The organism is Thalassobacillus cyri, assembly GCF_900107755.1.
Taxonomy (GTDB): domain Bacteria; phylum Bacillota; class Bacilli; order Bacillales; family Halobacillaceae; genus Thalassobacillus; species Thalassobacillus cyri.
The window spans coordinates 119,468-142,166 of the sequence record NZ_FNQR01000002.1; the positions used below are offsets into that span (position 1 = coordinate 119,468).

Sequence of the window (22,699 nt, forward strand, 5' to 3'; positions counted from 1 at the left end):
CAAACTATACAGAATGTTCGGTCAAATAGATAGATTCTAGTAATCTATTAAAAAAATACTTATGAAAAGGCGGATGATTATGAAAAAATTACTTTTTTCAGTTACGACTGCATTATTACTTCTTTCCGTATTTGCTGTCAGTGCATTTGCTGCTGCGGCGGATGATGCCAAAGCTTATGGACAGGATCAAATTCGTGTATTGATCAAGTCAGCTAATGAGGATGTTGAAGAAAAAGCAAAAACAAACTATGGTGTCCGTCATGATTTCAATGCAAAAGGTTTTACTACAAATGTAAACCAGAAACAATTCGATGCTTTGCAAAAGAATAAGAATTTAGAGGTTTCTAAAGTAGACAAGGTCTCTTTGGAGGCTAAACCGGGCAGTTCTGATGCTCGATCTTTACCTTCCGATCAGACTCCTTGGGGAATGGAAGCCATCTATAATGATAACTCCATCGCGACTACGGCTGGCGGCGATAACATCCGTGTGGCAGTTCTTGATACAGGCGTTGCCAACCATGTCGATTTAAATTCAAATGTTGAACAATGTAAGGACTTCAGTCAAATGCGCACTTCACTAGAGGAAGGTACATGTAATGATAAAAACGGTCACGGCACACACGTAGCAGGTACGGTACTTGCGGATGGTGGGGCAGACGGTCTTGGCGTTTATGGTGTAGCACCAGATGCTAAACTATGGGCTTACAAAGTGTTGAATGACCGTGGTTCCGGTTACTCTGATGATATTGCGAACGCAATTAAAATGGCTGCTGATGAAGGACAGGCTAACGGTGTGAGCGTTGTAATCTCTATGTCCCTTGGAGCCAGCTCTGAGAGCACGTTGATTTCTGATGCTGTCACTTATGCTAATAATAATGGTGCGCTTGTGGTAGCGGCTGCAGGTAACTCTGGACCAGATGCCAACACAATCGGTTACCCAGGTGCCTTAGCAGATGCAGTTGCAGTCGCAGCACTTGAAGATACACAGGAAAATGGCACGTACCGCGTTGCTGATTTCTCTTCCCGCGGTAATCCGAATACTGACGGCGACTATCAGATCGGCCGTTTGGATGTAGAAGTATCCGCACCAGGTGCAGCAATCGAGTCCACTTGGTATGATGGCGGCTATAACACGATCAGCGGTACTTCCATGGCTACTCCACACGTATCAGGTCTGGCTGCAAAAATCTGGGCTCAGAACCCTGGATTCACCAACACAGACTTGCGTACAGAACTTCAAAATCGTGCAACTGCCAATGATATCCTTGGTGGATATGGCGCTGCATCAGGCGATGATTATGCGTCTGGTTTCGGCTTCCCGCAAGTCAACTAAATTTGGAATACAGGATGCTTCTTGCATCTTTGTAGATATTCTTGTGTGACCCCCTACTATACATGAGAACAAAAACGGACGCCTTTACCGCGTCCGTTTTTGTTTTACTTATGTTGCTTCTATTTTTTCTACAATCTGTTCACAGATCTCATGAGTGGTAAGCGAGTCATGAATTGACGGGTCAGGCGTCCGGTTGTTGGCGATACAGTCGATGAAATGATCGGTAATCTGGTAAAAACCGCGTTTATACAAGGTTGGATCCCATCCGCCAAATTGGGAGATGCTGATCTCTTTATTGTGATAATGGGTGGTTTCCACCAGGTCCTTGATGACATATTTATGATTCCCGGCGGAATATTCGATGGTTTCTTCCGTGGCGCCGCCATTGTGGTTCATGATGCCTATTGCGGTGCAGCCGTCACCAACCAGCTGGATGATCAGGTGGTCCATCATATCACCGTTTTTCAGCGTCTGGACATGGATATCATTCACTTCGGTATCCATCAGAAAACGAAGGGTATCAACGACATGGATGAAATCCTCGACGACAAAACACCGGACATAATCGGGCAGCTTAAAGCGATTTTTCTGCATAATGACCAGGCTTGGTTTTCCTTTTTCTTTCAAAGCTTTCACCGGAGGAATAAAACGCCGATTGAATCCGACCATCGCTATGGCCTTGTTTTCTTCTGCGAGCTGGACGATTCTTTGGGTTTCATGAAAATGCATCGAAATCGGCTTGTCTATGTAGGTATGGATACCATGCGAGAGCAGCTTCTCCGCTATTTCGAAATGGGCCTCTGTTGCCGCACTGACGATAGCACCATCGATATCCTTCTCAATCAGCTCTTCGACGGTATGGACTTTTTCAGGAATCCGATACTTAGCGGACAGCTGGTCCAGCGTCTCTTTATTTCGAGTGCAGAGCACAAGTTCCACGCCTTCTTTTTCCGAAAGGACAGGCAGGTAGGCTTTCTTTGCGATGTCTCCTAATCCCACAATTCCTATTTTCAAAGTAATCACCCCGCTATTAGTTGGTTTCAGCGTAACATGGAACAGCAAAAAGCTCTTGTCATTTGCATTTGTCGTGTGAGTTGGCTGTGTTTATTCTTTGCAGTTTTCAGCTATGATAAACTAGACCTATCCTTATAAAAGGAGGACTATCTATGAAAATCACGATTGTAACCGTAGGGAAATTGAAAGAAAAATACTTGAAGCAAGGCATCCAGGAATACGTCAAACGCCTGGGCCCTTATGCATCCATAGATATGGCGGAAGTTGCAGATGAAAAAGCGCCGGAAAATTTGAGTGAAGCGGATATGAAAGAAGTGAAGAACAAAGAAGGCGAACGCATTTTAGCCAAAATCAATCCGGATAGCTACGTCATCACGCTTGAAATCGAAGGTAAACAGCTCACCTCTGAAAAGCTGGCGAAAAAGTTGGACGACCTCGCTACATACGGAAAAAGCAAGGTAACCTTCGTCATCGGAGGATCACTCGGGTTAAGTGATGAGGTGTTGAAGCGCAGTGACATGGGGCTTTCTTTTTCAAAAATGACGTTTCCTCATCAGTTGATGCGGTTGGTTCTGGTTGAACAGATTTATCGGGCGTTTAAGATTAATCGTGGGGAACCGTACCATAAATAAGATAGTCTAAAAAAACCTGACCCCGGGAAGTAAAACCCGGAGCCAGGCATATTTTATTTTTTCTCTTCATATTTCACATGCATCAAAATCCCTTGTTCATAGTTCCCGAACTTCGGTCCGAATAAGTTCATCCCACCTGCGTTGACCGCATCCTCTTTAATCCCGATTTTAAAAGAGATATAAGGCTTATCGCAGACCATCAAGTCGTCCAGTGTAATGGAGTCATCCACCATTGTTCCGTCGATGAAACAACCTTTCTTCGTCACTTTCCACTGCTTTAGCATCCCGTATTGGGTATAATTCGTGCGCCACCAGTCGGGGGTGAAAATGCCTCTTTCCCCGCCAAAATCACTCGGTGAGGTCCAAGTTCCGGCTTCATAGCCATTGATCCATACGGTGATGTCTGATGGCCAATCCATTTTATAATTTGGAGCTTCGGAACAGACTTCAGCACTGAATTCGATTTCCTTTGCCTGGTAGCCATATGGGATTCGATTAGGAAAACGGTACTCGACGTAACCGTCGCGGAAAAAAAGCAGTTGGGCTCTTTTCCTTTCCGGCTCATAAAAGGACCTGGGATCATCTTGTATGCCTATGTATCCGTCTTCAGCGACTAGTCCGCAATTCGGAACCACGTAACAATCCAAGTAATCGCCGATCGGCATTTCAAAGCTGATTTCATTTTCATCAGCAGAAAGATCTTCAGAAAAAAGATCCATGATGATACGGTCATAGTTGATGGCGCTGACTTTTTGCGTTCCTCTTCCTGGAACAAGTTCGGTGACGATCAAACCGACTTCTTCTAATTTATTGACATGGGAGGCGGTTGTTGAAAAAGGGAGTCCTAATTTATCTTTCAATTCATTGACGTTATGAGGTTTTTCACTGAGAATCTTCAACATCTCGATTCGGGTCTGGTTGGCTAGCGCCTTTGAGATCGAGAGCATATTATCAAATGACAACTGTAAACTTTTCACTTCGACACCACCTACGGCTATTCTATCCCCATTATAGCAGACTGGAAGGATATTCAACATAAATCCCCTCTCCAGGGAAGGAGAGGGGATTAGCGTTTAATACGTAGGATTTTCTTTCCATTTACGTTGTTCTAATTTTTTAAGAACATCGTTGTACTCAACTTCTGTGTAAGAATAGAAGTACATTACAATCAGACGAATTAAGGAACCTAGGGCCGGCAGCAATGCAACGACGAAGAACAGGGCATCCATGGTTGCAACCGTTTGTTCCTGGTTCGGTGCATAGTTAATCCAAGTCAAAATCACCCCGGTCAGACCACCAGCAATCGCGACGGATAGTTTTCCTGTGAAGGTCTGTCCGGAAAATGTAACCGCTTCGTTCCTTTTTCCTGTCTTCAGTTCCGTATACTCGATGGTTTCCGCGAGCATGGCAGAGATTAGTGGACCTGTGGCTGTATATAATAGCATCGTGATTGAGATGAAAATGAATGAAACGACGACGCTTGAGTATCCCAGTGAGAACCATACGATTCGGACAACGATATCAATTGCGACGATTGTTATCAGCAAATGTTTCTTCTTGAATCTGCGAGCAAGACTTGGGATAACGAAGAACCCTACACAGCTTGCCAGACTGATAATACCGAAAATGGACATAAGGGAAGCGTTTCCAAGATTATAAGTAAAAAAGAATACATTCAATGCTTGTGTGATATTCATGAACACATTACAGAAAAAGACGACAAGGATAGCAAACATCGGTTTATTGGCACGGACAGCCCGGACTGCATCGGATAATTTCACTTTGGTTTTCGGCGGCTTCACTCGTTCTTCCGTATTTTTGAAACCGTTAAGCATGACCGGAAGTGCAAAAGCCATTAAAATTACCGTAGCCCAGAAATAACCTTTCCCTTGATCTCCCTGTCCAATCCACTCCGCCAGAGGAATGAACACAACTGGAGATAAACCAATCCCGGCAAATACCCCCATATTGGCAAAAGTGATCAGCTTCGTACGTTCCTGGGCATCCTGGCTCATAACTGTCGATAAAGACCAGTATGGAACATCAGAAACCGTATAAATCATACCCCACAGAATGTACGTACCTCCGGCAAACAAAATCTTAGCTGTCGGGCTCAACCCATCAAGAGGTAAGAAACAAATGATCGTAATGATCACGATGAAAAAGGGCATGTATTTTAAATAAGGACGGAATTTTCCGTGCTTGGAATGCAGCGTATCCATCACGGATGCCATCATCGGATCATTGACTGCATCCCACGTCCGTGCAATCAGAAAGATCATACTAGCTGCAGCAGCTGAAATTCCTAAAATATCTGTGTAGAAAAACAAAATATAAGAACCGACTAGGCCGAAGCTGATACACTGACCAAAACCGTAACCAAAATAAGAGGCGAATTCCTTCGTTGTAATATTCTCACGCTTTTCCACTTCATTTAACTCCATTTGTTTTGCTTCCATACTTTTTCCTCCTCGTAATTATTCAAAAACGAAGCCGTTGGACTGTTGTGTCATAATATCTTTTATTTGTTTCGGATCGAACTTATATTCATGGTCATGATCCAATAAACCATTCACTTCCTGCTCGATATCCGTTAACTGTGTATAACAAAAACCTTGGATGTAAGACGTTTCTGTAATTACATTCGTTAATTTTTCTAATCGATCAAGAACTTCTTCTGGTGATTCCGGCCTTGTGCCATATCCCCAGTCCTTATTTTCAAAAGAACCGTAAGCAATTCCGCCGTACTCACTGATGATTACCGGTTCTCCGCGGTAATGATAGCCTTGCGCGTAGTTTTGTTTACAGCTCGTCTTGGAGGGACTGCCGTTCACAAATGCCGCTTTTTCTTTATAGCTGTCTTTCATCGAATTTGCATCCGAGTTGTAATCGTGGACCGTTAATATGTCTGTCACCGTATGTTCCCAACCATCATTCCCGACGACGAGCCTTGTGGGATCGAAAGCTTTTGCCTGGTAGTATAAAGCGTTTACGAAGTATTGCTGATCGATGCGATGATAGATTTCATTCACGCCCCATGATTCGTTCATCAATGTGTAAATGATGACGGAAGGATGGTTATAATGCTTATCAATCATTTTTCGCGACTCATCCAGCATCCGTGACATCGATGTATTAGAAAATAGGAAACTGCTCGGCATCTCCGCCCACATAACAAGGCCCAATTTGTCACATAAATACATGTATCGTCGGTCGGCAATCGTCTGGTGGCGACGGACGCCGTTAAAGCCCATTTCTTTCACTTTCGTCAAGTCCGCTTCCATTTGTTCGTACGAAGCGGTCATTAGTGAGCCAGGATAGTAGCCTTGATCCAGGATAAGTTTCTGGTAAAAACTTTCCCGGTTTAACAGGATGCGATCGCCTTTGGCTTCAATGCTTCTCATACCGAAATAGCTTTCGACTTGGTCGTAGGTTTTTGTCTTATCTTTGACCGTAAAACGAATATCATAAAGGTCAGGTGTATCAGGCGACCAGTAAAATACACGAAAATCCGCCTGGTCCGATTGGACATCCATCGTTAAGTCGACCGAATGCTGATTAGCTTTCACCCATATCCCGGAAGTTGTGATCCAGTCTCCCTTAAAAGAAACTTCCGCCTCCAGGTAAACCGGCTGCTTATGGCCCTGGATATTGCCCTGGACGTGAAGGGAGGAGTCCCCGATCCTGGGGGTCATTTTCAACTTATCCAAATGTACCGGTGATACTTCCTCCATCCAGACGGACTGCCAAATTCCTGTCGTCCTCGAGTACCAGCAAAGGAAATTATCCGACTTCCACGATTGTTTTCCGACCGGCTGTTCCACACTGTTCTCGTCCTCGACTCTGACAGTAATCGTGTTTTCTCCTTCTATCAGGTACGGATTGATAACGAAATGGAACGGCGTGTGACCGCCTTCATTTTCTCCGACGAGCTGGCCATTCACCCATACTTTGGTGAAATAATCGACTGCTTCGAAATGAAGGTGAAGAGCGTTTTCTGTAGGCTTCCATTCGAAAGCCTTTTCATACCAGAGGATATGGTGCTGCTCTTTATCATCTGCTTCCGATTTGTCCGTCTGATAAGCATAAGGGACCTGTATTTCTTTTGTCAGTAAGCCTCCTTTGAACCAGCCTTCTTTTTCTCCGCAATTGTCATCATCAAATTGAAACGCCCATGTTCCATTCAGGTCAATCCAATTATTACGGCGGAGTTGGGGTCTTGGATAATCCGTGGTGTAACTATCTTTTTGCTTAGGCAAGGATTTTGTACCAATCATTGTTCTTTCCACCTTTTTTATTACATGATTTCCAGTGATTAAAACAGTTAATTCCAAATTAAGAAAGGGTTTTCATTAATTTATGCATCTATTATTACATAATTTTATATTTCATTACAAGTTATTTAGTGATAAAATTTTTAAAAAATTTCTGTAAATATCGTAACTTAAAAAAGTACACAAAAAAGAGGGGAGATGTTACTCCCCTCCGAACAATATACCAATTTATTTAACGGCCGACTTCCTCTATGAAGCGCTGGAAACCTTTTCTTCCCGCTTCTGTCCGTTTGAAGACACCCGCATGTTCAAGTACTGTTGAAAAGCGCTTGCCTATCTCTTCCTTCAGTAATGCATTCGCCTGTTCTTGCGTTTCGACCTGACGTCCTTTGCGTATTTGTTTCGCCCATACAGCGTGCTTGGCTGTAGCATCACTCTTCAGGGCCGCTCCATCAAGCTCATTTTTGACCATATAGCTTGCGAGTTCTTCCATTTCATAGATGAGACGTCCCGGAAGGACCGCAAGACCCATCACTTCAATCAGGCCGATATTTTCTTTTTTAATGTGATGAACCTCTTCATGGGGATGGAAAATGCCAAAGGGATGCTCATGGCTCGTACGATTATTGCGCAGGACAAGATCAAGCTCAAATTTTCCATTCCGGTTTCGGGCGATTGGTGTAATGGTATTATGTGGCTCTCCATTGGTCTCCGCCAGAACATCAACGGACTCATCTGAATAGAAGCGCCATTTCTGTAAAATCACATCACCCAGTTCGGTCAGCCGCTTGCGGTTTTCGCCACGGAGACGGAGGACGGACATCGGCCATTGGACGATCCCTGCTTCAATATCCTGGAACCCTTTAAACGTAAACCATTCCTCGACAGGTGCTTTGGCCATTGGAAATTCATGATATCCTCCCTGGAAATGATCATGGCTCAGAATCGAGCCTCCTACAATCGGAAGGTCGGCATTCGAGCCGACAAAATAGTGCGGAATTTGCTCGACGAAATGAAGCAGACGGTTAAAGCCATCCTTGGAAATGCTCATCGGTGTGTGTTCGTGTGAAAACACAATCGCGTGCTCATTGTAATAAATATACGGAGAATACTGAAGGAACCAGTTCTCTCCTGCTAAATCCACCGGGATGATGCGGTGATTGTCACGGGCAGGATGATCGAGTCTTCCAGCATATCCGACATTCTCTTTACAAAGCAGACACTTCGGATACTTCTCGTCTTTCGTCGCTCTTTTCGCCGCAGCAATCGCCTTCGGATCCTTTTCCGGTTTCGAAAGATTGATGGTGATTTCAAGGTCACCATACTCTGTCGGACTGAACCATTGCATATTTTTTGAAATCCGATCGGTCCTAATATAATGGGAATCCTTACTCATTTGATAAAAGAATTCTGTCGCCGCTTTCGCTCCTTGCTTTTCGAACCTGTGGTAAAAATTCTTGATGACCTCTGATGGTCTGGGCATAAGACAGTCCATTATCTTTGCATCGAACAGATCTCGTTCTGTAACTGTATCTTGTTCGATAAGACCTTTTTCTATCGCATACGCAAGCATTGGATCTAAAATCGAAACAGGAGTCTCGGGTATTTTATCCTTTACTTGTGGAGGAATTGTGCCATCCAATTGAAAAAGGTGATAAAGCGAATTCCGGGCATAATCGATATCCCACACTGTAATGAACCTTTTCTTGAGACCATATTGAATCAGGTTTTCAATATAATGATAAATCGTTGTCATCTGAAACCCTCCTTTATTGCTTATAACCATCCGGGTTATTCTCGAACCAATCCCAGGCATGCTTCAACATCGTGTCAATATCAGCGTAATAAGGTGTCCAGCCAAGTTCTTTGATCGCTTTTTCCGAAGAGGCCACAAGCTGAGCCGGATCACCCGCGCGTCTTGGTGCAACCTCTGACGGTATAGGATGTCCAGTCACTCGTCTAGCCGCATCAATAACTTCTTTGACACTGAAACCCTGACCATTACCAAGATTATAAATGCCGCTTTTACTAGTTTTCTCGAGCATATCAATCGCTAGAAGGTGGGCATCCACAAGGTCATTGACGTGGATGTAATCACGGATGCATGTTCCGTCGATCGTCGGATAGTCATCACCGAAAATCATGATTTTTTCGCGTTTTCCTTGAGCTACCTGTAAAATGATCGGAATCAGGTGCGTTTCAGGGCGGTGATCCTCTCCGATACGCCCTTCAGGGTCCGCTCCGGCCACATTGAAGTAACGGAGAACCGTGTAACGGATATCATGGGCTTTTTCTGCCCACTTCAGCATTTTTTCAATAGCAAGCTTCGTTTCTCCATAAGGATTTTCAGGTTCTGTCCGATCACTCTCCATAATCGGCACCTGATCAGGTTCTCCATACACAGCGGCGGTCGATGAGAAGACTATTTGCTTCACCCCATGTTTTGCCATCGCCTTCAGGAGGCAATTGGCTCCGTACACATTGTTGTCGTAGTAAACGAGTGGTTTTTCTACACTTTCACCTACAAGAGAATCTGCCGCAAAATGAATGACAGAAGTGATATCATTCTCTGAGAAGACTTGATTCAAAAACGCTTCATCTCTCAGGTCACCTTCGTAGAATGACGCCCCTTCAAGCACCGCATCTTTATGTCCTTTTTGCATATTATCGACGACGACAACGTTTTCTCCTTTATCCAAAAGCTTAGACACAGCATGACTACCGATGTAACCTGCGCCACCACACACTAATACAGTCATTGTTAGACCTCCTCCAATCTTCTAGCACCATTACCTATTTCCACAACGTAGAAATCAGCGGTTAATCCGGTTTCCTTCTTATAAACCCGTCCGACGCGGGCGATAAAATCTTTCACTTGGTTTTGGTTAACGATATTGATTGTACATCCGCCAAACCCGGCCCCCGTCATTCGGGCACCGATAGCCCCTTCATTCCAGGCAGATTCCACTAGGGTGTCCAGCTCTTTCCCTGTCACTTCATAATCATCGCGTAGAGAAATGTGGGATTGATTCATTAGCGTTCCAAATCCATCGATATCCCCTTGTCTTAGTTTTTCGTAGGCTTCCAATGTCCGTTGGTTTTCATAGACCGCATGCTTCGCGCGGCGCTGAACCACCGGATCCTCAATCAAATGTTTATTCTCTTCAAATGCTTCTTTTGTTAATTCGCCAAGCGTTTGAATGTTAAGTTCCTGATTGAGTTCCTTGACCGCCTGTTCGCACTGGGAACGACGTTCATTATAAGCAGAACCCGCCAAACCGCGTCGCTTATTCGTGTTAGCGATGATTAACGTATAGTCCTTCAATTCTATGGGCGTTTCTTTGTAATCGAGCGTATCACAATTCAGCAGTAACGCATGGTCTGCCTTTCCTAATCCAATCGCAAACTGATCCATGATTCCACAATTGACACCGACGAACTCATTTTCAGCTTTTTGAGCCAGCAATACTGCCGTAACCATATCCACCGATAGCGAGAAAAGGTCCTTCAAGATTACTGCCGTCACAAGTTCGATCGATGCGGAAGAAGATAAACCAGCACCGTTCGGAATATTGCCGCAAAAGGCAATATCAACTCCTGAAGAAATGTCCCAACCCGCTTTACGGAAGACATCGATGACCCCTTTAGGATAATTGGCCCAATCGTGGCTTTCGTCATAAGCTAAGGACTCAAGGTCTGTTTCAATGATGCCCTGATCCTCAAAGTTCATCGAATAAAATCTCAGCTTCTGATCCTCACGTTTGCGTGCGGCCGCATAGGTCCCTACGCTGAGTGCACAAGGAAACACATGCCCGCCGTTGTAATCCGTATGTTCACCAATTAAGTTGACTCGTCCTGGAGCAAAGAAAAGAGAAGCACCTTCTTTTCCAAACCGATTCGCGAATGCCTGCAATAATTGTTCCATCGTTCTGTTCATCCCCGCTTTCTAACTTTATTAATTTGGTTTATTAACTTTGTGGCATATTATTTTTTTAATAAAATTAAGGGTTATTCATCTAATCAGGATCTTTGGTCTTTTCAAATGCTCCCCATCAATCTCGGTAAATCCGTATTCCCATTTGTCCGTATCTGTGAGAAATTCTGGTCCATTCTCTGTGACCAGAATCGTATCTTCCGATTTGACTCCAGTCAGCGCCGGGTTCCAGGCGAATACTTGTCCCGTTTTAATGATTGCTTCCGATGTCGGTGCAGCTAAATATTCACGTGGGTTAAAGCCTGTCAGTCCTCCTTGGTGGAGGAGTTTCCAATCTTCTGGATAGCCTTCTTTCTCGTATTGTTCGATTCCTTTGTCTATGATCTTCCCTACCCTTGTGCCCGGGAGTGTATGAAGGTTCATGACAGCATCAATGCGTTGCACTTTTTCTTCATTCACCAACAGTTCTTCAGAGAGTTGACCGAAATGTACCATCCTTGTCACATTGGCGATCAGGCCATGCTTTTCTGCACAAATGACAATCATCGCGTGTTTTTCCAGCTTTTTATTAGTAGGAATTGGATGACGATAACGGCGGATCCGTTCATCTGTCGCCACTAGAATGACGTGCGGTTTAATCCCAAGTGGCAGAACTTTACTTGCAAGCAGTGCTTCGATTTCGTGTTCTGTCTGTCCTTGGAAGATCTCCCTGCATGTTTCCTCAACAGCTTCAGCTGCCTGCTGGCACAACGCTCGGTATTTTTCAATTTCTTGTTCATTTAGCACAGAACGTATCTCTATGAGTTCGTCGTCAACAACTTCCCAGTCCTTAAAGGGGGTGTCCGTAACCATTTCGAGTCCCTCCGTCAGTGCCTCGATTTTTGGGGTGATGTCCACAAACCAATCATCACTGACAACTTCGCAATCGAAAGGAAACAAGGTGACTTCCTCTTCTGTCAGCCTCGATTCCTCCATTTTCGCAGTAACGAGATAGGCTTTATCCTGCGTGATGATCAGATCAGCGACACCGATCTCTGTCGCACGGACAATATGGTTATATCTTCCTTCTGTAACCCAGGAAAAGTTATTTCTTCTTCTTAGCAGGATGCCATCCACTTTCTGTTTTTTTAAAAACTCTCTCAGCTTATCTATATTCATCGTCGTTTACCTCCTTCAGTCTCAATCGAATGTCTTTCTATTCACTTAGTTAATTAAATTAATTAACTTTTATGTTATACTAGTAGTAACAAATATTCAATATCATCTTTGTATTTTATAAAAAGATTTAATAGAAACTATTTAGGGCAATGTTGGAGGAATAAGACGATGACAATGAACTATAACCGGGGCAGTTTTCAAATGATGAAATCGATGAATCGGTCCATCATTTTGAATATGATCCGTGAAGATGGTCCGATATCCAGAGCGGATATCGCAAAGAAAACAAAGCTGACACCCCCGACCGTTAGTAAGATAGTCAAGGAACTGATTGATACGCACTATGTCATTGAAACGACACAAGGGGCATCAAAAGGAGGCAGGAAACCTACTCTCTTAGCAATCAATGCTGACGAGTTCTTCTCGTTGGGAATTGATGTAGGGGCTTACCAAATGAAGTTTGTGGTTACGAACTTATTTGGAGAAATAAAGGACAAGGTTACGCTGTCGATTCAGCCTCATCCTGCACAGGAAGATATTCTTGAAACGATGAAAGAAGGAATTCATCAACTGATTACATCCGGTAAAAATGATCCGGATAAGTTCTTGGGTATAGGGGTTGGAATGCATGGAATTGTCGATCCTCAGTCGGGGACATCTCTATTCGCTCCTTCCTTCAATCTATATAACATCCCGATTAAAGAAACGTTGGAAGCCGAATTCGATATGATTGTAAAAGTGGAAAACGACGCACGGACGATGACGCTTGGAGAATATTGGTTCGGACACGGAAATGATGCGGATACTCTGGTAGGAGTCAATGTTGGAAGCGGAATAGGCGCAGGGATAATGGTCAATGGACGATTGTTCCATGGCGAGGATCGCCTTGCCGGTGAGATTGGCCACATGACCATCGATCTTTCTGGACCGAAATGCACGTGCGGCAATTACGGCTGCTTGCAAACTTTAGCAGCAGGACCAGCTATAACAGCACGTGCGGCCAAGGAAATGAAAGCAGGCAGAACTTCTGTCATACGAGAACTTGTAAATGACGATTTTGATAAAATCAATGGAGAAATCATTTATAAAGCTGCTTGCCAAGGGGATGAGTTCGGCACTGAACTTCTCAACCAGGCAGGGAGGTACCTCGGCATTGGACTTACAAACCTGATTCACACAATGAACCCGAAGCGTATCATTATCGGTGGAGGGGTTTCGAAGGCTGAACATTTTCTTATGGAGGGGATTGAAGAAACAATTCAAATGCGTGGATTGACAGATAAAGCAAAAGAAACCTCGATTGTTCTATCAAAATTGGGGGAACATGCTTCAGCGATAGGGGCATGTGTGCTTGTTTTAGAAGAGGTTTTTGTACGGTAAGTATATGGGGCTTATCATATAAAAAAGGTGTTTTAGAATCATATAGCCATAGCTAGTGAAGAATTTTTGTCATTTGTTTCGGAAAAAGTGATACAAAGATTGGAGGTAAGAAGATGAATGAACCTGTTATCATTGTTGGAGCCGGTTTAAGTGGCCTTCGTACCGCGTCTATGCTTGATTCAGAGGGAATCGAGTGCAAGGTGCTGGAGGCGAGAGGGCGAATAGGGGGCAGAGTTTTAAGCAGGGCAGTCGTGGACAGGCCTGAATTCGGCAAGTTTGACCTTGGACCAACGTGGTTTTGGCCTCAACATGAACCGGTTATCTCCAGGGTTGTCAGAGAACTCGGATTACGAACTTTCGTCCAGCACACCGAAGGAGCAATACTTTTAGAGCAATCTCAGCATCAACCTGTACAGCGACGCAGGTTACCAGAGGGTGCTGTGGAAAGGCCAGATCGGCTCGTGGGAGGTGTTCAGTCTCTTATTGACGCCATAGCAGACACGCTTCCTCGCAGGACGATTGAGTTAGATACACGTGTAACAGCAATCCGTATGGGTGAACAAGAAACGATCACTCTTGAAACAGCCCATGCTGATGGAACGCAGAAAAGTCTACGTGCAAAAGCAGTTATCCTGGCGTTACCTCCACGAATTGTGGCGCGTCATATCACCTTCTCACCATCATTTCCTGATAAGCTTACGACCAGCTTGCTGGACAAGCCTACATGGATGGCGGGGCAGGCCAAAGCGATTGCGATTTACGATCGTCCTTTTTGGCGGGAAGATGGACTTTCCGGCCAGGCAATGAGCTGGGCTGGTCCCTTGCAGGAAATCCATGATGCATCACCTGAGACAGGTTACGGTGCACTCTTTGGTTTCTTTGGGATACCTCCGAAGATGCGCCAAAAGCTGGGTGAGGAAAAAGTTCTCAAACTTGTGGTTGACCAGTTAGTTCGGCTTTATGGACAGTCTGCTGAAAAACCAATTTCCCTCCTGTATAAAGATTGGTCAAGTGATCCTGAAACTGCGGTGGATGATGACTCCACACCGCTTAGCAGTTTTCCAAACTACGGACCGCCGGTAAGTCCCGGTGGCTGGGGTGAAAAGATTTTCTTTGCTGGTACAGAAACCGCTTCGGAACATGGGGGACACCTTGAAGGAGCGCTAAGGGCGGCTGAACGTGCGTCTAAGGAAGTTATTTCGTTATATAAATCAGAGTTATAATACGATCAAAACTTAATGGATTGTTAGGGTTCAAAAATTCCCTCATTATGCCAGATTATTATTATAAAAAGAGCACCTTACCTGATAGAGTTACCCTGGTAAGGTGCTTTTTATTATGCTTTATAAGACGTTGTCAAATCACGGGTTCGTTTTAGGTCGAAACGGTCTGCATTCATAACCTTCACCCAAGCCGCTGTGAAGTCACGCACAAATTTTTCTTTGTTATCATCTTGGGCGTATACTTCTGCAAGGGAACGCAGGACCGAGTTTGAACCGAATACGAGATCCACGCGGGTGGCTGTCCGGACGACTTCGCCTGTTCTGCGGTCGCGTCCTTCATAAAGGTTGTAATCTACTGGCTTCCACTCAATATCCATGTCAAGCAGGTTTACGAAAAAGTCGTTCGTAAGTGTGCCGATACGGTCTGTGAATACACCGTGCTCTGTGCCGTCATGGTTAGTGCCAAGCACACGCATACCGCCGATCAGTGCAGTCATTTCTGGTGCGGAAAGGCCTAGTAGCTGAGCTTTGTCTATTAATAGTTCCTCCGGGCTCAAGGTGTATGCCTTCTTTTCATAGTTCCGGAATCCATCTGCCATCGGCTCTAATACTTCAAAGCTTTCCGAATCTGTCTGCTCTTGGGTTGCATCACCGCGTCCTGGCGCAAATGGAACGGTTATATCCACACCTGCATCTTTTGCAGCTTTTTCTACTGCTGCACTACCACCAAGGACAATCAAATCGGCGATGCTGACTTTTTTATCAAGCTGGCTTTGGATAACTTCATATACAGTAAGCACTCTATCAAGCTTTTCAGGTTCGTTCACTTCCCAGTCCTTCTGCGGGGCAAGGCGAATGCGGCCGCCATTAGCACCACCGCGCATATCAGAACTGCGGTACGTGCTTGCAGAAGCCCAGGCCGTTGTAATAAGCTCACTTACTGTCAGTCCATAATCAAGAATTTTTGCTTTCAGGTCTGCTACTTCTGCGTCAGTCAATTCATAATCAACGGCTGGAATCGGGTCCTGCCAGAGCAGATCTTTTTCTGGAACCTCAGGGCCAAGGTATCTTGATTTAGGTCCCATGTCACGATGAAGCAGCTTGAACCATGCGAGGGAAAATGCCTCTGCAAACGCCTCAGGGTTCTCATGGTAATGCCGCGAAATCTTTTCATAATCAGGGTCCATGCGTAATGCCATATCTGCTGTTGTCATAAACGTAGGAACTTTCACGGCTGGATCTTCTGCATCTGGCGCCAGGTCTTCCTCTTTAGGATTTACAGGTGCCCATTGATTGGCGTCTGCCGCACTCTTAGTAAGCTCCCATTCGTAGCCGAATAATAGATCATAGTAGCCGTTATCCCATTTCGTCGGATTAGCCGTCCATGCACCATCTACACCACTCGTGATGGTGTCACGGCCTTTACCTTTTCCATGTGTGCTCTTCCAGCCTAAGCCCTGATCTTCCAAATCAGCCGCTTCCGGTGACGGGCCAACCTTTGCAGGGTCTCCTGCGCCGTGTGCTTTCCCGAATGTATGGCCACCAGCGATAAGGGCAACAGTCTCTTCATCGTTCATTCCCATACGGGCAAATGTTTCACGGATGTCACGTGCACTTGCAAGTGGGTCAGGATCTCCATTTGGACCTTCCGGGTTCACATAGATGAGCCCCATTTGAACAGCAGCAAGCGGATTTTCAAGCTCGCGGTCACCAGAGTAACGGTTGTCAGCCAGCCATTCTTTCTCGGTACCCCAGTAAATATCCTCTTCCGGATGCCAGACATCTTCGCGCCCTCCACCAAAACCATATGTCTTCAAGCCCATGGATTCCAGTGCTACATTACCAGTCAGTAAAAGCAAATCAGCCCAGGAAATTTTGTTTCCATACTTTTGCTTAATCGGCCATAATAGCCGCCGTGCTTTATCAAGGTTGGCGTTATCCGGCCAGCTGTTAAGCGGTGCAAAGCGCTGCGAACCAGTTGCTCCGCCACCGCGTCCGTCACCAGTACGGTAGGTACCGGCTGCGTGCCATGACATTCGGATAAAGAGAGGTCCATAGTGTCCATAGTCAGCAGGCCACCAGTCCTGGCTATCCGTCATCAGGTGATGAAGGTCTTTTTTCAGGGCCTCATAGTCCAGCTTTTGAAATTCTTTTGCATAATTGAAGTCTTCACCCATTGGGTTCGTCTTGTTGTCATGCTGATGAAGAATGTGCAGGTTCAGCTGGTTTGGCCACCAGTCTTTATTGGTTGTCCCAACTGTTGTCGTCGTTACGGCACTGTCTTCCTGCGTTTTCTCGTGTGACACCGGGCACTTGCCAGCTTTGCTATCATGCATTTCGTTCTTGTCCATCCGCAATACCCCTCCCTGAGTAAAAATTATAATAGTTCTCAATTTATAATTATAATAAAAAAGACCTTACATGGGAATAAAATTTTAATAACTTTCAAAAAATACCCGATTAGGCAGTCAGGATACTGAAATGATCCATTCAAAGTATGCGGAAGCGAATGGTGTGAGGCTTATAAAAATGAAGACTGCTGCTATTCTCTTTTTCACCTATTCTGTATGTATTTTTTGAAAACGCAAAGGTTGTTATAGCTTATGATTGGCCATAACAAGTTATGATTTCTGCCTATCTACAGCCGGCTATCTCCCTGCCTTTGCATCAAACGGCAGACGGCCTTCCGTGTGGTGTGCAATTCATGGCTGTCAGAGGAAATGAACACCGGCTTTATCAACTGGCAGGAAAATTGGAGCAATCCCCGTATTGGCTGGATATCCGTAAAAATCCCTCTTTTTATCCTGAAATAAGTATACGTCGTAAACCTCCAGCGAAAGATAAATGGAACCTGATCTGACCATAAAAGATAAAGCCTGGGTAATAGTTACAAAATATCAAATCATCTTAGTACTATATATACGTCATAAATATTTTAAAATATTGTTAATAATGATACACTGAGATGGGAATAAAAATATCCGGAAAAGGTGTATAATCACGTCGAACTGTGTCTTGATCAGCATGATGGATCGTGCACCTTTTCTGCATGCTTAGGGAGTTTGAAAGTCAAAATGAGCGAAAAATATACGAAATCAGACGTCATCTTAATTGGTGCAGGAATTATGAGTGCAACATTGGGGTCACTACTGAAAGAATTAGTACCTGACTGGAACATCAGAGTGTTTGAAAGGCTCGACAGTGCAGGAGAGGAAAGTTCGAATGTATGGAACAATGCAGGGACAGGACATGCTGCGTTGTGTGAGCTCAACTATACTCCGGAAAAGCCGGACGGCTCCATCGATATCAAGAAAGCGCTTAAAGTCAACGAACAATTCAGAGTTTCCAAGCAATTCTGGGCTCACCTGGTAAACAGCAATAGAATCCGTAACCCGCGGGAATTTATCATGCCATTGCCACACATGAGTCTGGTCAGAGGAAAGCAGAACGTGGAATTTTTAAGAAAGCGTTTCGAAACCATGTCTGCCAATCCACTGTTCAAGGAGATGGAATTTTCCGATGACCCGGAACAGCTGAAGACGTGGATGCCGCTGGTCATGAAAGACCGTCCAGCAAACGAAGCCATTGCAGCCACAAAAATCGATACTGGGACTGATGTCAATTTTGGCGCGTTGACGCGTAAAATGTTCGATGATTTGGAGAGTAAAGACATCGAGGTATACTACAAGCACAACGTAGAAGATATTACACGCTCCAGCGATGGCGCGTGGGAAGTGAAAGTCCTTGATATGGCTAACGATAAAATTGAATACCATACCGCGAACTTCGTTTTCATCGGCGGGGGCGGCGGAAGTTTTCATCTGTTACAGAAAACAGGTATTCCCGAATCCAAGCGTATTGGAGGATTCCCGGTAAGCGGTCAGTTCATGGTCTGCAATAATCCGGAAGTAATCGAAAAGCATCATGCAAAAGTATACGGAAAAGCTGATGTTGGAGCACCTCCAATGTCCGTTCCGCATCTGGATACACGATTTATCGATGGTAGAAAGTCGCTGTTATTCGGACCGTTTGCCGGCTTTTCGCCGAAATTCCTAAAAACAGGTTCCCTGACGGATTTGGTGACGTCCGTAAAACCCGATAATCTCCTTACCATGTTAGGCGCCGGTGTGAAAAATGCTTCGTTGACCAAATACTTGATTGAACAAGTGGTCCAGTCAAAAGAACAGCGCATAGAAGCTTTACGCCAGTTCATCCCGGATGCCAAAAGTGAAGACTGGGATTTGGTAGTAGCGGGTCAACGGGTACAGGTCATCAAAGATACAGAGGCCGGTGGAAAAGGAACACTGCAATTTGGTACCGAAGTCGTCAGTTCTTCTGATGGCTCGATAGCTGCCCTTCTGGGTGCTTCTCCAGGTGCTTCTACAGCCGTTTCCGTTATGCTTGAAGTAATGGAACGATGCTTCCCGCAGCATATGAAAGCGTGGGAGCCGAAAATAAAAGAAATGATCCCATCTTATGGGATCCTGCTATCAGAAAACCCAAAACTTCTTGAAGAAGTTAATACGACAACCGATCGTGCACTGGATTTAGCAGAAGATGAAAAAATAGCAAATTCGAACTGAAATATTAGTGTGGTAAAGGAAGTATAATTGGCTGGTTCAGCACATTTATGCTTCCTTTATTTTTGGGAAGGAAGGGGGGCAGCAGATGAGAGTCAGTCGATGGCTGTGGCCAATAGCCGAATATTTTTTGTAATTGCTGCTTTGTTAGATTTGAAATATAAAGGATTGGGTTATCGCATATTACCAGACACTGTACAGTATTATATTGATTCGCGGTTATAAATGCCTGGCCCCACTTTACTGAAGCAATAGCAAAGTGGGGTGTCGGGCATTTTTTCATGTTCTCCTTATGAACAAGATGGTGTTCTCTCCTGATTGGCAGTCCTTCTTCCTTAACGATAGCAACTTCCTCCTTCACGAAGGGAGGTTCCTCCCTGGCTCCCATTTGTTCTTCCCTAACATCAGCACCTTCTGACTTAACACGACGACGTTCTTTCTTTTCATAAGAATATGGACACCATGTGGCAAAAAAATCCGTGCTGTTGTAGGTTTTTAAGTGAATTTGAAGAACGAAAATAAAAGGAAATCGGCATGTTTTAGCCAATTAGCTAGTATAACCAATTTTATTTTAGGAGGGATTAGGTGGATAATTTATTAACGGCTGTTTTGGGATTTGTGTTGCTGGCAGGCATATTACCGTTTGTCAAAGTGATTACAGTTAAGATCGGAAGCTTTTACAGTAGTTGGTTCAATGAGGCAAAGATGGTTAGTGAAGAATTAACTGGATTGAAAGAGGTGGTTGCCGGCTTTGTTCACGAAAACAGTTTTGTACAGATCAGGGGGCCGACTTCGATGGCAGGGAAGGCGGCAATAGGGAATCTGATTAAATTTCGTAATCAGAAAACGTTCCCCAATATTCGTTCCGGTTAAACTGGGGACTTACGGAAATAAAATGAATGAAGAGCGGAGCATGATTTAATGGGGGGTGGTGTATGAAAAATGGTTTATCTCCAAATCGGATTGCTTGAAGGGCTAGCGGCAGTTCCCGTCTGAAAATCGTATTTCGTATGGAAGCTGTGGACTGATTAAATGGCCCTGTGCCATCTACAAAAACGTACGCTTGATAGTAGCAGCCTTCTCCCGTATTGATCCATTCGCCAAGGAGTTCATCCCTCATCGGGTTGATGGTGTCGTAGGCATAATTTCGGGCAATTGTTAAAAGAAGCTCAGCGGTAATGTCCGAATGCGTGAGCGTATAGCGCCTTGGCAGTATAGGCGTGGTTGCGGTGACTCCTTCTCTTAATTCCACGGAAAGCTTTTCTGGATTTAATTTTTTCAAAGCCTCACTCCTCTCGAAAAAAATCTCCTTGGGCAAAATTATTCTCATAGTGTAAGGAAAATGCCTATTGCTGGGCGACATAATTGGGCAATGCGAGGGGCTAATTGAGCAGAAAGAACTGAGAAATAGACGATGAGTGCTGATATTTAAGTGGCAGGCGTCGATATTCATTTAATAGGATGTGATAATCAGGCGAAATTGTTTACTACCGCGTTAAAAATACATAACAACCACCGCCAGCCAGAATGGAGGTCGGGAATTCCATCAGATATGACAAAATCAGCCCTTTCCCTGCAGCTTTTTGATTAAATTTGGCGAACGAAAATAAAAGGAAAACGTGCCTATTTAGCTAATTAACAAGTATACGAATCTGTTCGTTATTTTGTAAAACACTATTACATAGGAGGAAGAAGATGAAAAAGTTTTTGGCTGTAGTATTTAGTTTTGTATTAATGTTAAGCTTAGTAACTTCTTTGCAAGGAGTAGACGCTAGTAAAAAGATGGATTATTACTCCGTGTTGTTTAACAGTGAAAGTATTCCTTCAGATTTTAACAAGAAGTTAAAAGATATAGGAGGGGAAATTGCTTATTCTGTTCCTGAAATAGGTTTTGTCCAAGTAAAAGTACCAGATTCTGCATTTTCTAAATTAAAAGGCATGAAGGGAGTAAGTTCAGCAAATCCTGCTATTTCCTGGACCTTGCCAAAGTCTGAAAGAATTCAAGAGAGTGCAGTGAATACGGAGGATGCTGCTCTTTGGGACTTACAATGGGATATTCAACGAATAACGAATAACGGTAAAAGCTATAAATTAGGTACGGGTTCCCATGATGTTGTTGTCGGTATTATTGATACCGGTATTGACCGGGATCATCCTGATTTGGTCGGTAACTTGCAGCCAGGCTCCAAAAATTTCGTGCCACCAGGAGGGTTCAGGGGTACAGAGCCAACTGAAACCGGTGATTCCAATGCTTTTGATGATGTACATGGTCATGGTAGTCATGTAGCGGGTTCAATCGCTGGCAATGGTGCCATGCTTGGAGTCGCTCCTGATACTGGGATTCGCGCCTATCGTGTATTTGGGACCAGTTCTGCTGAGTCTGCATGGATTTATAATGCAATGATTGCTGCAGCTAATGACGGTGTTGATGTAATCTCCATGAGTCTGGGAGGGTTTGATGTTATAGGTGAAGTTTTCATGGTTGATCCAGAAACTGGAGAAAAAACACAGTTAGGTAATGATGTAGCAGATTTCAAAGCCTATAAACGGGTGATGAATTACGTTACTCAGAAAGGTTCCCTCGTTGTTGCAGCTGCAGGAAACGATGCTATAAATGCTACAAACAAACGTGAAGTAACGGATTTCTTAAATGCTAATTATGGCGGTGATGGTCTTTATTTTGTAGGAGCTGGGTTTGAAGTACCTGGGACACTTCCAGGGGTGGTCACCGTATCGGCAACTGGACCGGAAGATGTTCTAGCTAACTATTCTAACTACGGGCCTGGATTTATTGATATTGCTGCTGTTGGGGGAGATATGCGGCTATATATTCAATATCAGGTAGAAGGTAAATTTGAGGAATATATAGATAAAAGATTATATGAAACAGAATTTAATCTAAGTGCAAGTGAAGAAGGTGGTCATTATTGGTCACTAGGTACTTCAATGGCAACTCCTAAAGTATCTGCAGTTGCGGCATTACTAGTTGATAAGTATGGAAAAATGTCACCATCTAAATTAGAAGACCTCCTTTATAAAAAAGCAGTGGATCCTGTTAATGGAGAGGAGAAGTCATTTTTCGGTAATGGCCATCTAGACGCGTTTGATGCGTTAAATTAGTGAATTGATGCACCCCTCAACAGGAATATTGCTAATAACTTTACCATCCAA

The 22,699-nt window shown here is 44.3% G+C and carries 19 protein-coding genes; 8 read left to right on the forward strand and 11 right to left on the reverse strand.

Translation table 11 applies throughout. From position 1 onward, the window contains the following. Positions 1–79: 79 nt before the first annotated feature. Positions 80–1,333, forward strand: a complete 1,254-nt coding sequence (locus tag BLV00_RS02865; RefSeq protein ID WP_245728768.1) for a S8 family serine peptidase — start codon at positions 80–82, stop codon at positions 1,331–1,333. Between the two features lie 108 nt (positions 1,334–1,441). On the opposite strand, the gene BLV00_RS02870 is transcribed toward BLV00_RS02865, so the two are convergent. Further along, positions 1,442–2,347: a Gfo/Idh/MocA family protein gene (locus BLV00_RS02870; protein WP_093042221.1), complete on the reverse strand. Its 906-nt coding sequence runs from the start codon at positions 2,345–2,347 to the stop codon at positions 1,442–1,444. A 152-nt stretch (positions 2,348–2,499) separates the two neighbouring features. On the opposite strand from BLV00_RS02870, the gene rlmH reads away from it, so the two are divergent. Next, positions 2,500–2,979 carry a 23S rRNA (pseudouridine(1915)-N(3))-methyltransferase RlmH gene (gene rlmH / locus BLV00_RS02875; RefSeq protein ID WP_093042223.1) on the forward strand — a complete coding sequence of 160 codons (480 nt, stop codon included), beginning with the start codon at positions 2,500–2,502 and terminating at the stop codon, positions 2,977–2,979. 53 nt (positions 2,980–3,032) lie between these two features. On the opposite strand, the gene BLV00_RS02880 is transcribed toward rlmH, so the two are convergent. From BLV00_RS02880 to BLV00_RS02910, 7 genes are all read right to left on the reverse strand, one after another. Beyond that, a complete protein-coding gene (locus BLV00_RS02880) occupies positions 3,033–4,016 on the reverse strand; it encodes an ArsR/SmtB family transcription factor (protein ID WP_245728769.1) in 984 nt (327 codons plus the stop codon). 36 nt (positions 4,017–4,052) lie between these two features. After that, positions 4,053–5,438: an MFS transporter gene (locus BLV00_RS02885; protein ID WP_093042225.1), complete on the reverse strand. Its 1,386-nt coding sequence runs from the start codon at positions 5,436–5,438 to the stop codon at positions 4,053–4,055. An 18-nt stretch (positions 5,439–5,456) separates the two neighbouring features. After that, the gene (locus tag BLV00_RS02890) at positions 5,457–7,256 is read right to left on the reverse strand and encodes a glycoside hydrolase family 2 protein (protein ID WP_093042227.1); all 1,800 of its coding nucleotides are present in this window, start codon (positions 7,254–7,256) and stop codon (positions 5,457–5,459) included. 229 nt (positions 7,257–7,485) lie between these two features. Then, complete coding sequence (gene galT / locus BLV00_RS02895) at positions 7,486–9,009, reverse strand: UDP-glucose--hexose-1-phosphate uridylyltransferase (protein WP_093042229.1); 1,524 nt, start codon at positions 9,007–9,009, stop codon at positions 7,486–7,488. A 13-nt stretch (positions 9,010–9,022) separates the two neighbouring features. Further along, complete coding sequence (galE, locus tag BLV00_RS02900) at positions 9,023–10,012, reverse strand: UDP-glucose 4-epimerase GalE (RefSeq protein WP_093042231.1); 990 nt, start codon at positions 10,010–10,012, stop codon at positions 9,023–9,025. A 2-nt stretch (positions 10,013–10,014) separates the two neighbouring features. Next, positions 10,015–11,178, reverse strand: a complete 1,164-nt coding sequence (locus BLV00_RS02905; protein ID WP_093042233.1) for a galactokinase — start codon at positions 11,176–11,178, stop codon at positions 10,015–10,017. 87 nt (positions 11,179–11,265) lie between these two features. After that, positions 11,266–12,345 (reverse strand): M24 family metallopeptidase, encoded by a 1,080-nt coding sequence (locus BLV00_RS02910; RefSeq protein WP_093042235.1) that lies wholly within the window; start codon positions 12,343–12,345, stop codon positions 11,266–11,268. Between the two features lie 168 nt (positions 12,346–12,513). Between BLV00_RS02910 and BLV00_RS02915 the strand changes: the two genes are divergently transcribed. Then, on the forward strand, positions 12,514–13,725 hold the full coding sequence (locus BLV00_RS02915; protein ID WP_093042237.1) for an ROK family transcriptional regulator: 1,212 nt from the start codon (positions 12,514–12,516) through the stop codon (positions 13,723–13,725). Between the two features lie 113 nt (positions 13,726–13,838). Continuing rightward, positions 13,839–14,948 carry a flavin monoamine oxidase family protein gene (locus tag BLV00_RS02920; protein WP_093042239.1) on the forward strand — a complete coding sequence of 370 codons (1,110 nt, stop codon included), beginning with the start codon at positions 13,839–13,841 and terminating at the stop codon, positions 14,946–14,948. 113 nt (positions 14,949–15,061) lie between these two features. Here BLV00_RS02920 and katG read toward each other — a convergent pair whose 3' ends face one another. Next, complete coding sequence (gene katG, locus BLV00_RS02925) at positions 15,062–17,299, reverse strand: catalase/peroxidase HPI (RefSeq protein WP_093042241.1); 2,238 nt, start codon at positions 17,297–17,299, stop codon at positions 15,062–15,064. A gap of 272 nt (positions 17,300–17,571) precedes the next feature. On the opposite strand from katG, the gene BLV00_RS02930 reads away from it, so the two are divergent. Beyond that, positions 17,572–17,808: an amidase family protein gene (locus BLV00_RS02930; RefSeq protein WP_093042243.1), complete on the forward strand. Its 237-nt coding sequence runs from the start codon at positions 17,572–17,574 to the stop codon at positions 17,806–17,808. A gap of 214 nt (positions 17,809–18,022) precedes the next feature. After that, the gene (locus BLV00_RS02935; RefSeq protein ID WP_093042245.1) at positions 18,023–19,531 is read left to right on the forward strand and encodes a malate:quinone oxidoreductase; all 1,509 of its coding nucleotides are present in this window, start codon (positions 18,023–18,025) and stop codon (positions 19,529–19,531) included. A 4-nt stretch (positions 19,532–19,535) separates the two neighbouring features. Here BLV00_RS02935 and BLV00_RS02940 read toward each other — a convergent pair whose 3' ends face one another. Beyond that, entirely contained in the window at positions 19,536–20,075 is a 540-nt protein-coding gene (locus BLV00_RS02940; protein WP_143030667.1) for a hypothetical protein, read from the reverse strand. A 38-nt stretch (positions 20,076–20,113) separates the two neighbouring features. Between BLV00_RS02940 and BLV00_RS02945 the strand changes: the two genes are divergently transcribed. Continuing rightward, entirely contained in the window at positions 20,114–20,401 is a 288-nt protein-coding gene (locus BLV00_RS02945) for a hypothetical protein (protein ID WP_093042249.1), read from the forward strand. Here the strand turns inward: BLV00_RS02945 and BLV00_RS02950 are convergent. After that, on the reverse strand, positions 20,355–20,810 hold the full coding sequence (locus tag BLV00_RS02950; RefSeq protein WP_093042251.1) for a staygreen family protein: 456 nt from the start codon (positions 20,808–20,810) through the stop codon (positions 20,355–20,357). The two genes, BLV00_RS02945 and BLV00_RS02950, sit on opposite strands and share 47 nt — an antisense overlap. 413 nt (positions 20,811–21,223) lie before the next feature. Here BLV00_RS02950 and BLV00_RS02955 point away from each other — a divergent pair, with 413 nt between their 5' ends. Continuing rightward, positions 21,224–22,648 (forward strand): S8 family serine peptidase, encoded by a 1,425-nt coding sequence (locus tag BLV00_RS02955; protein WP_093042253.1) that lies wholly within the window; start codon positions 21,224–21,226, stop codon positions 22,646–22,648. The last annotated feature ends 51 nt before the right edge of the window (positions 22,649–22,699 follow it).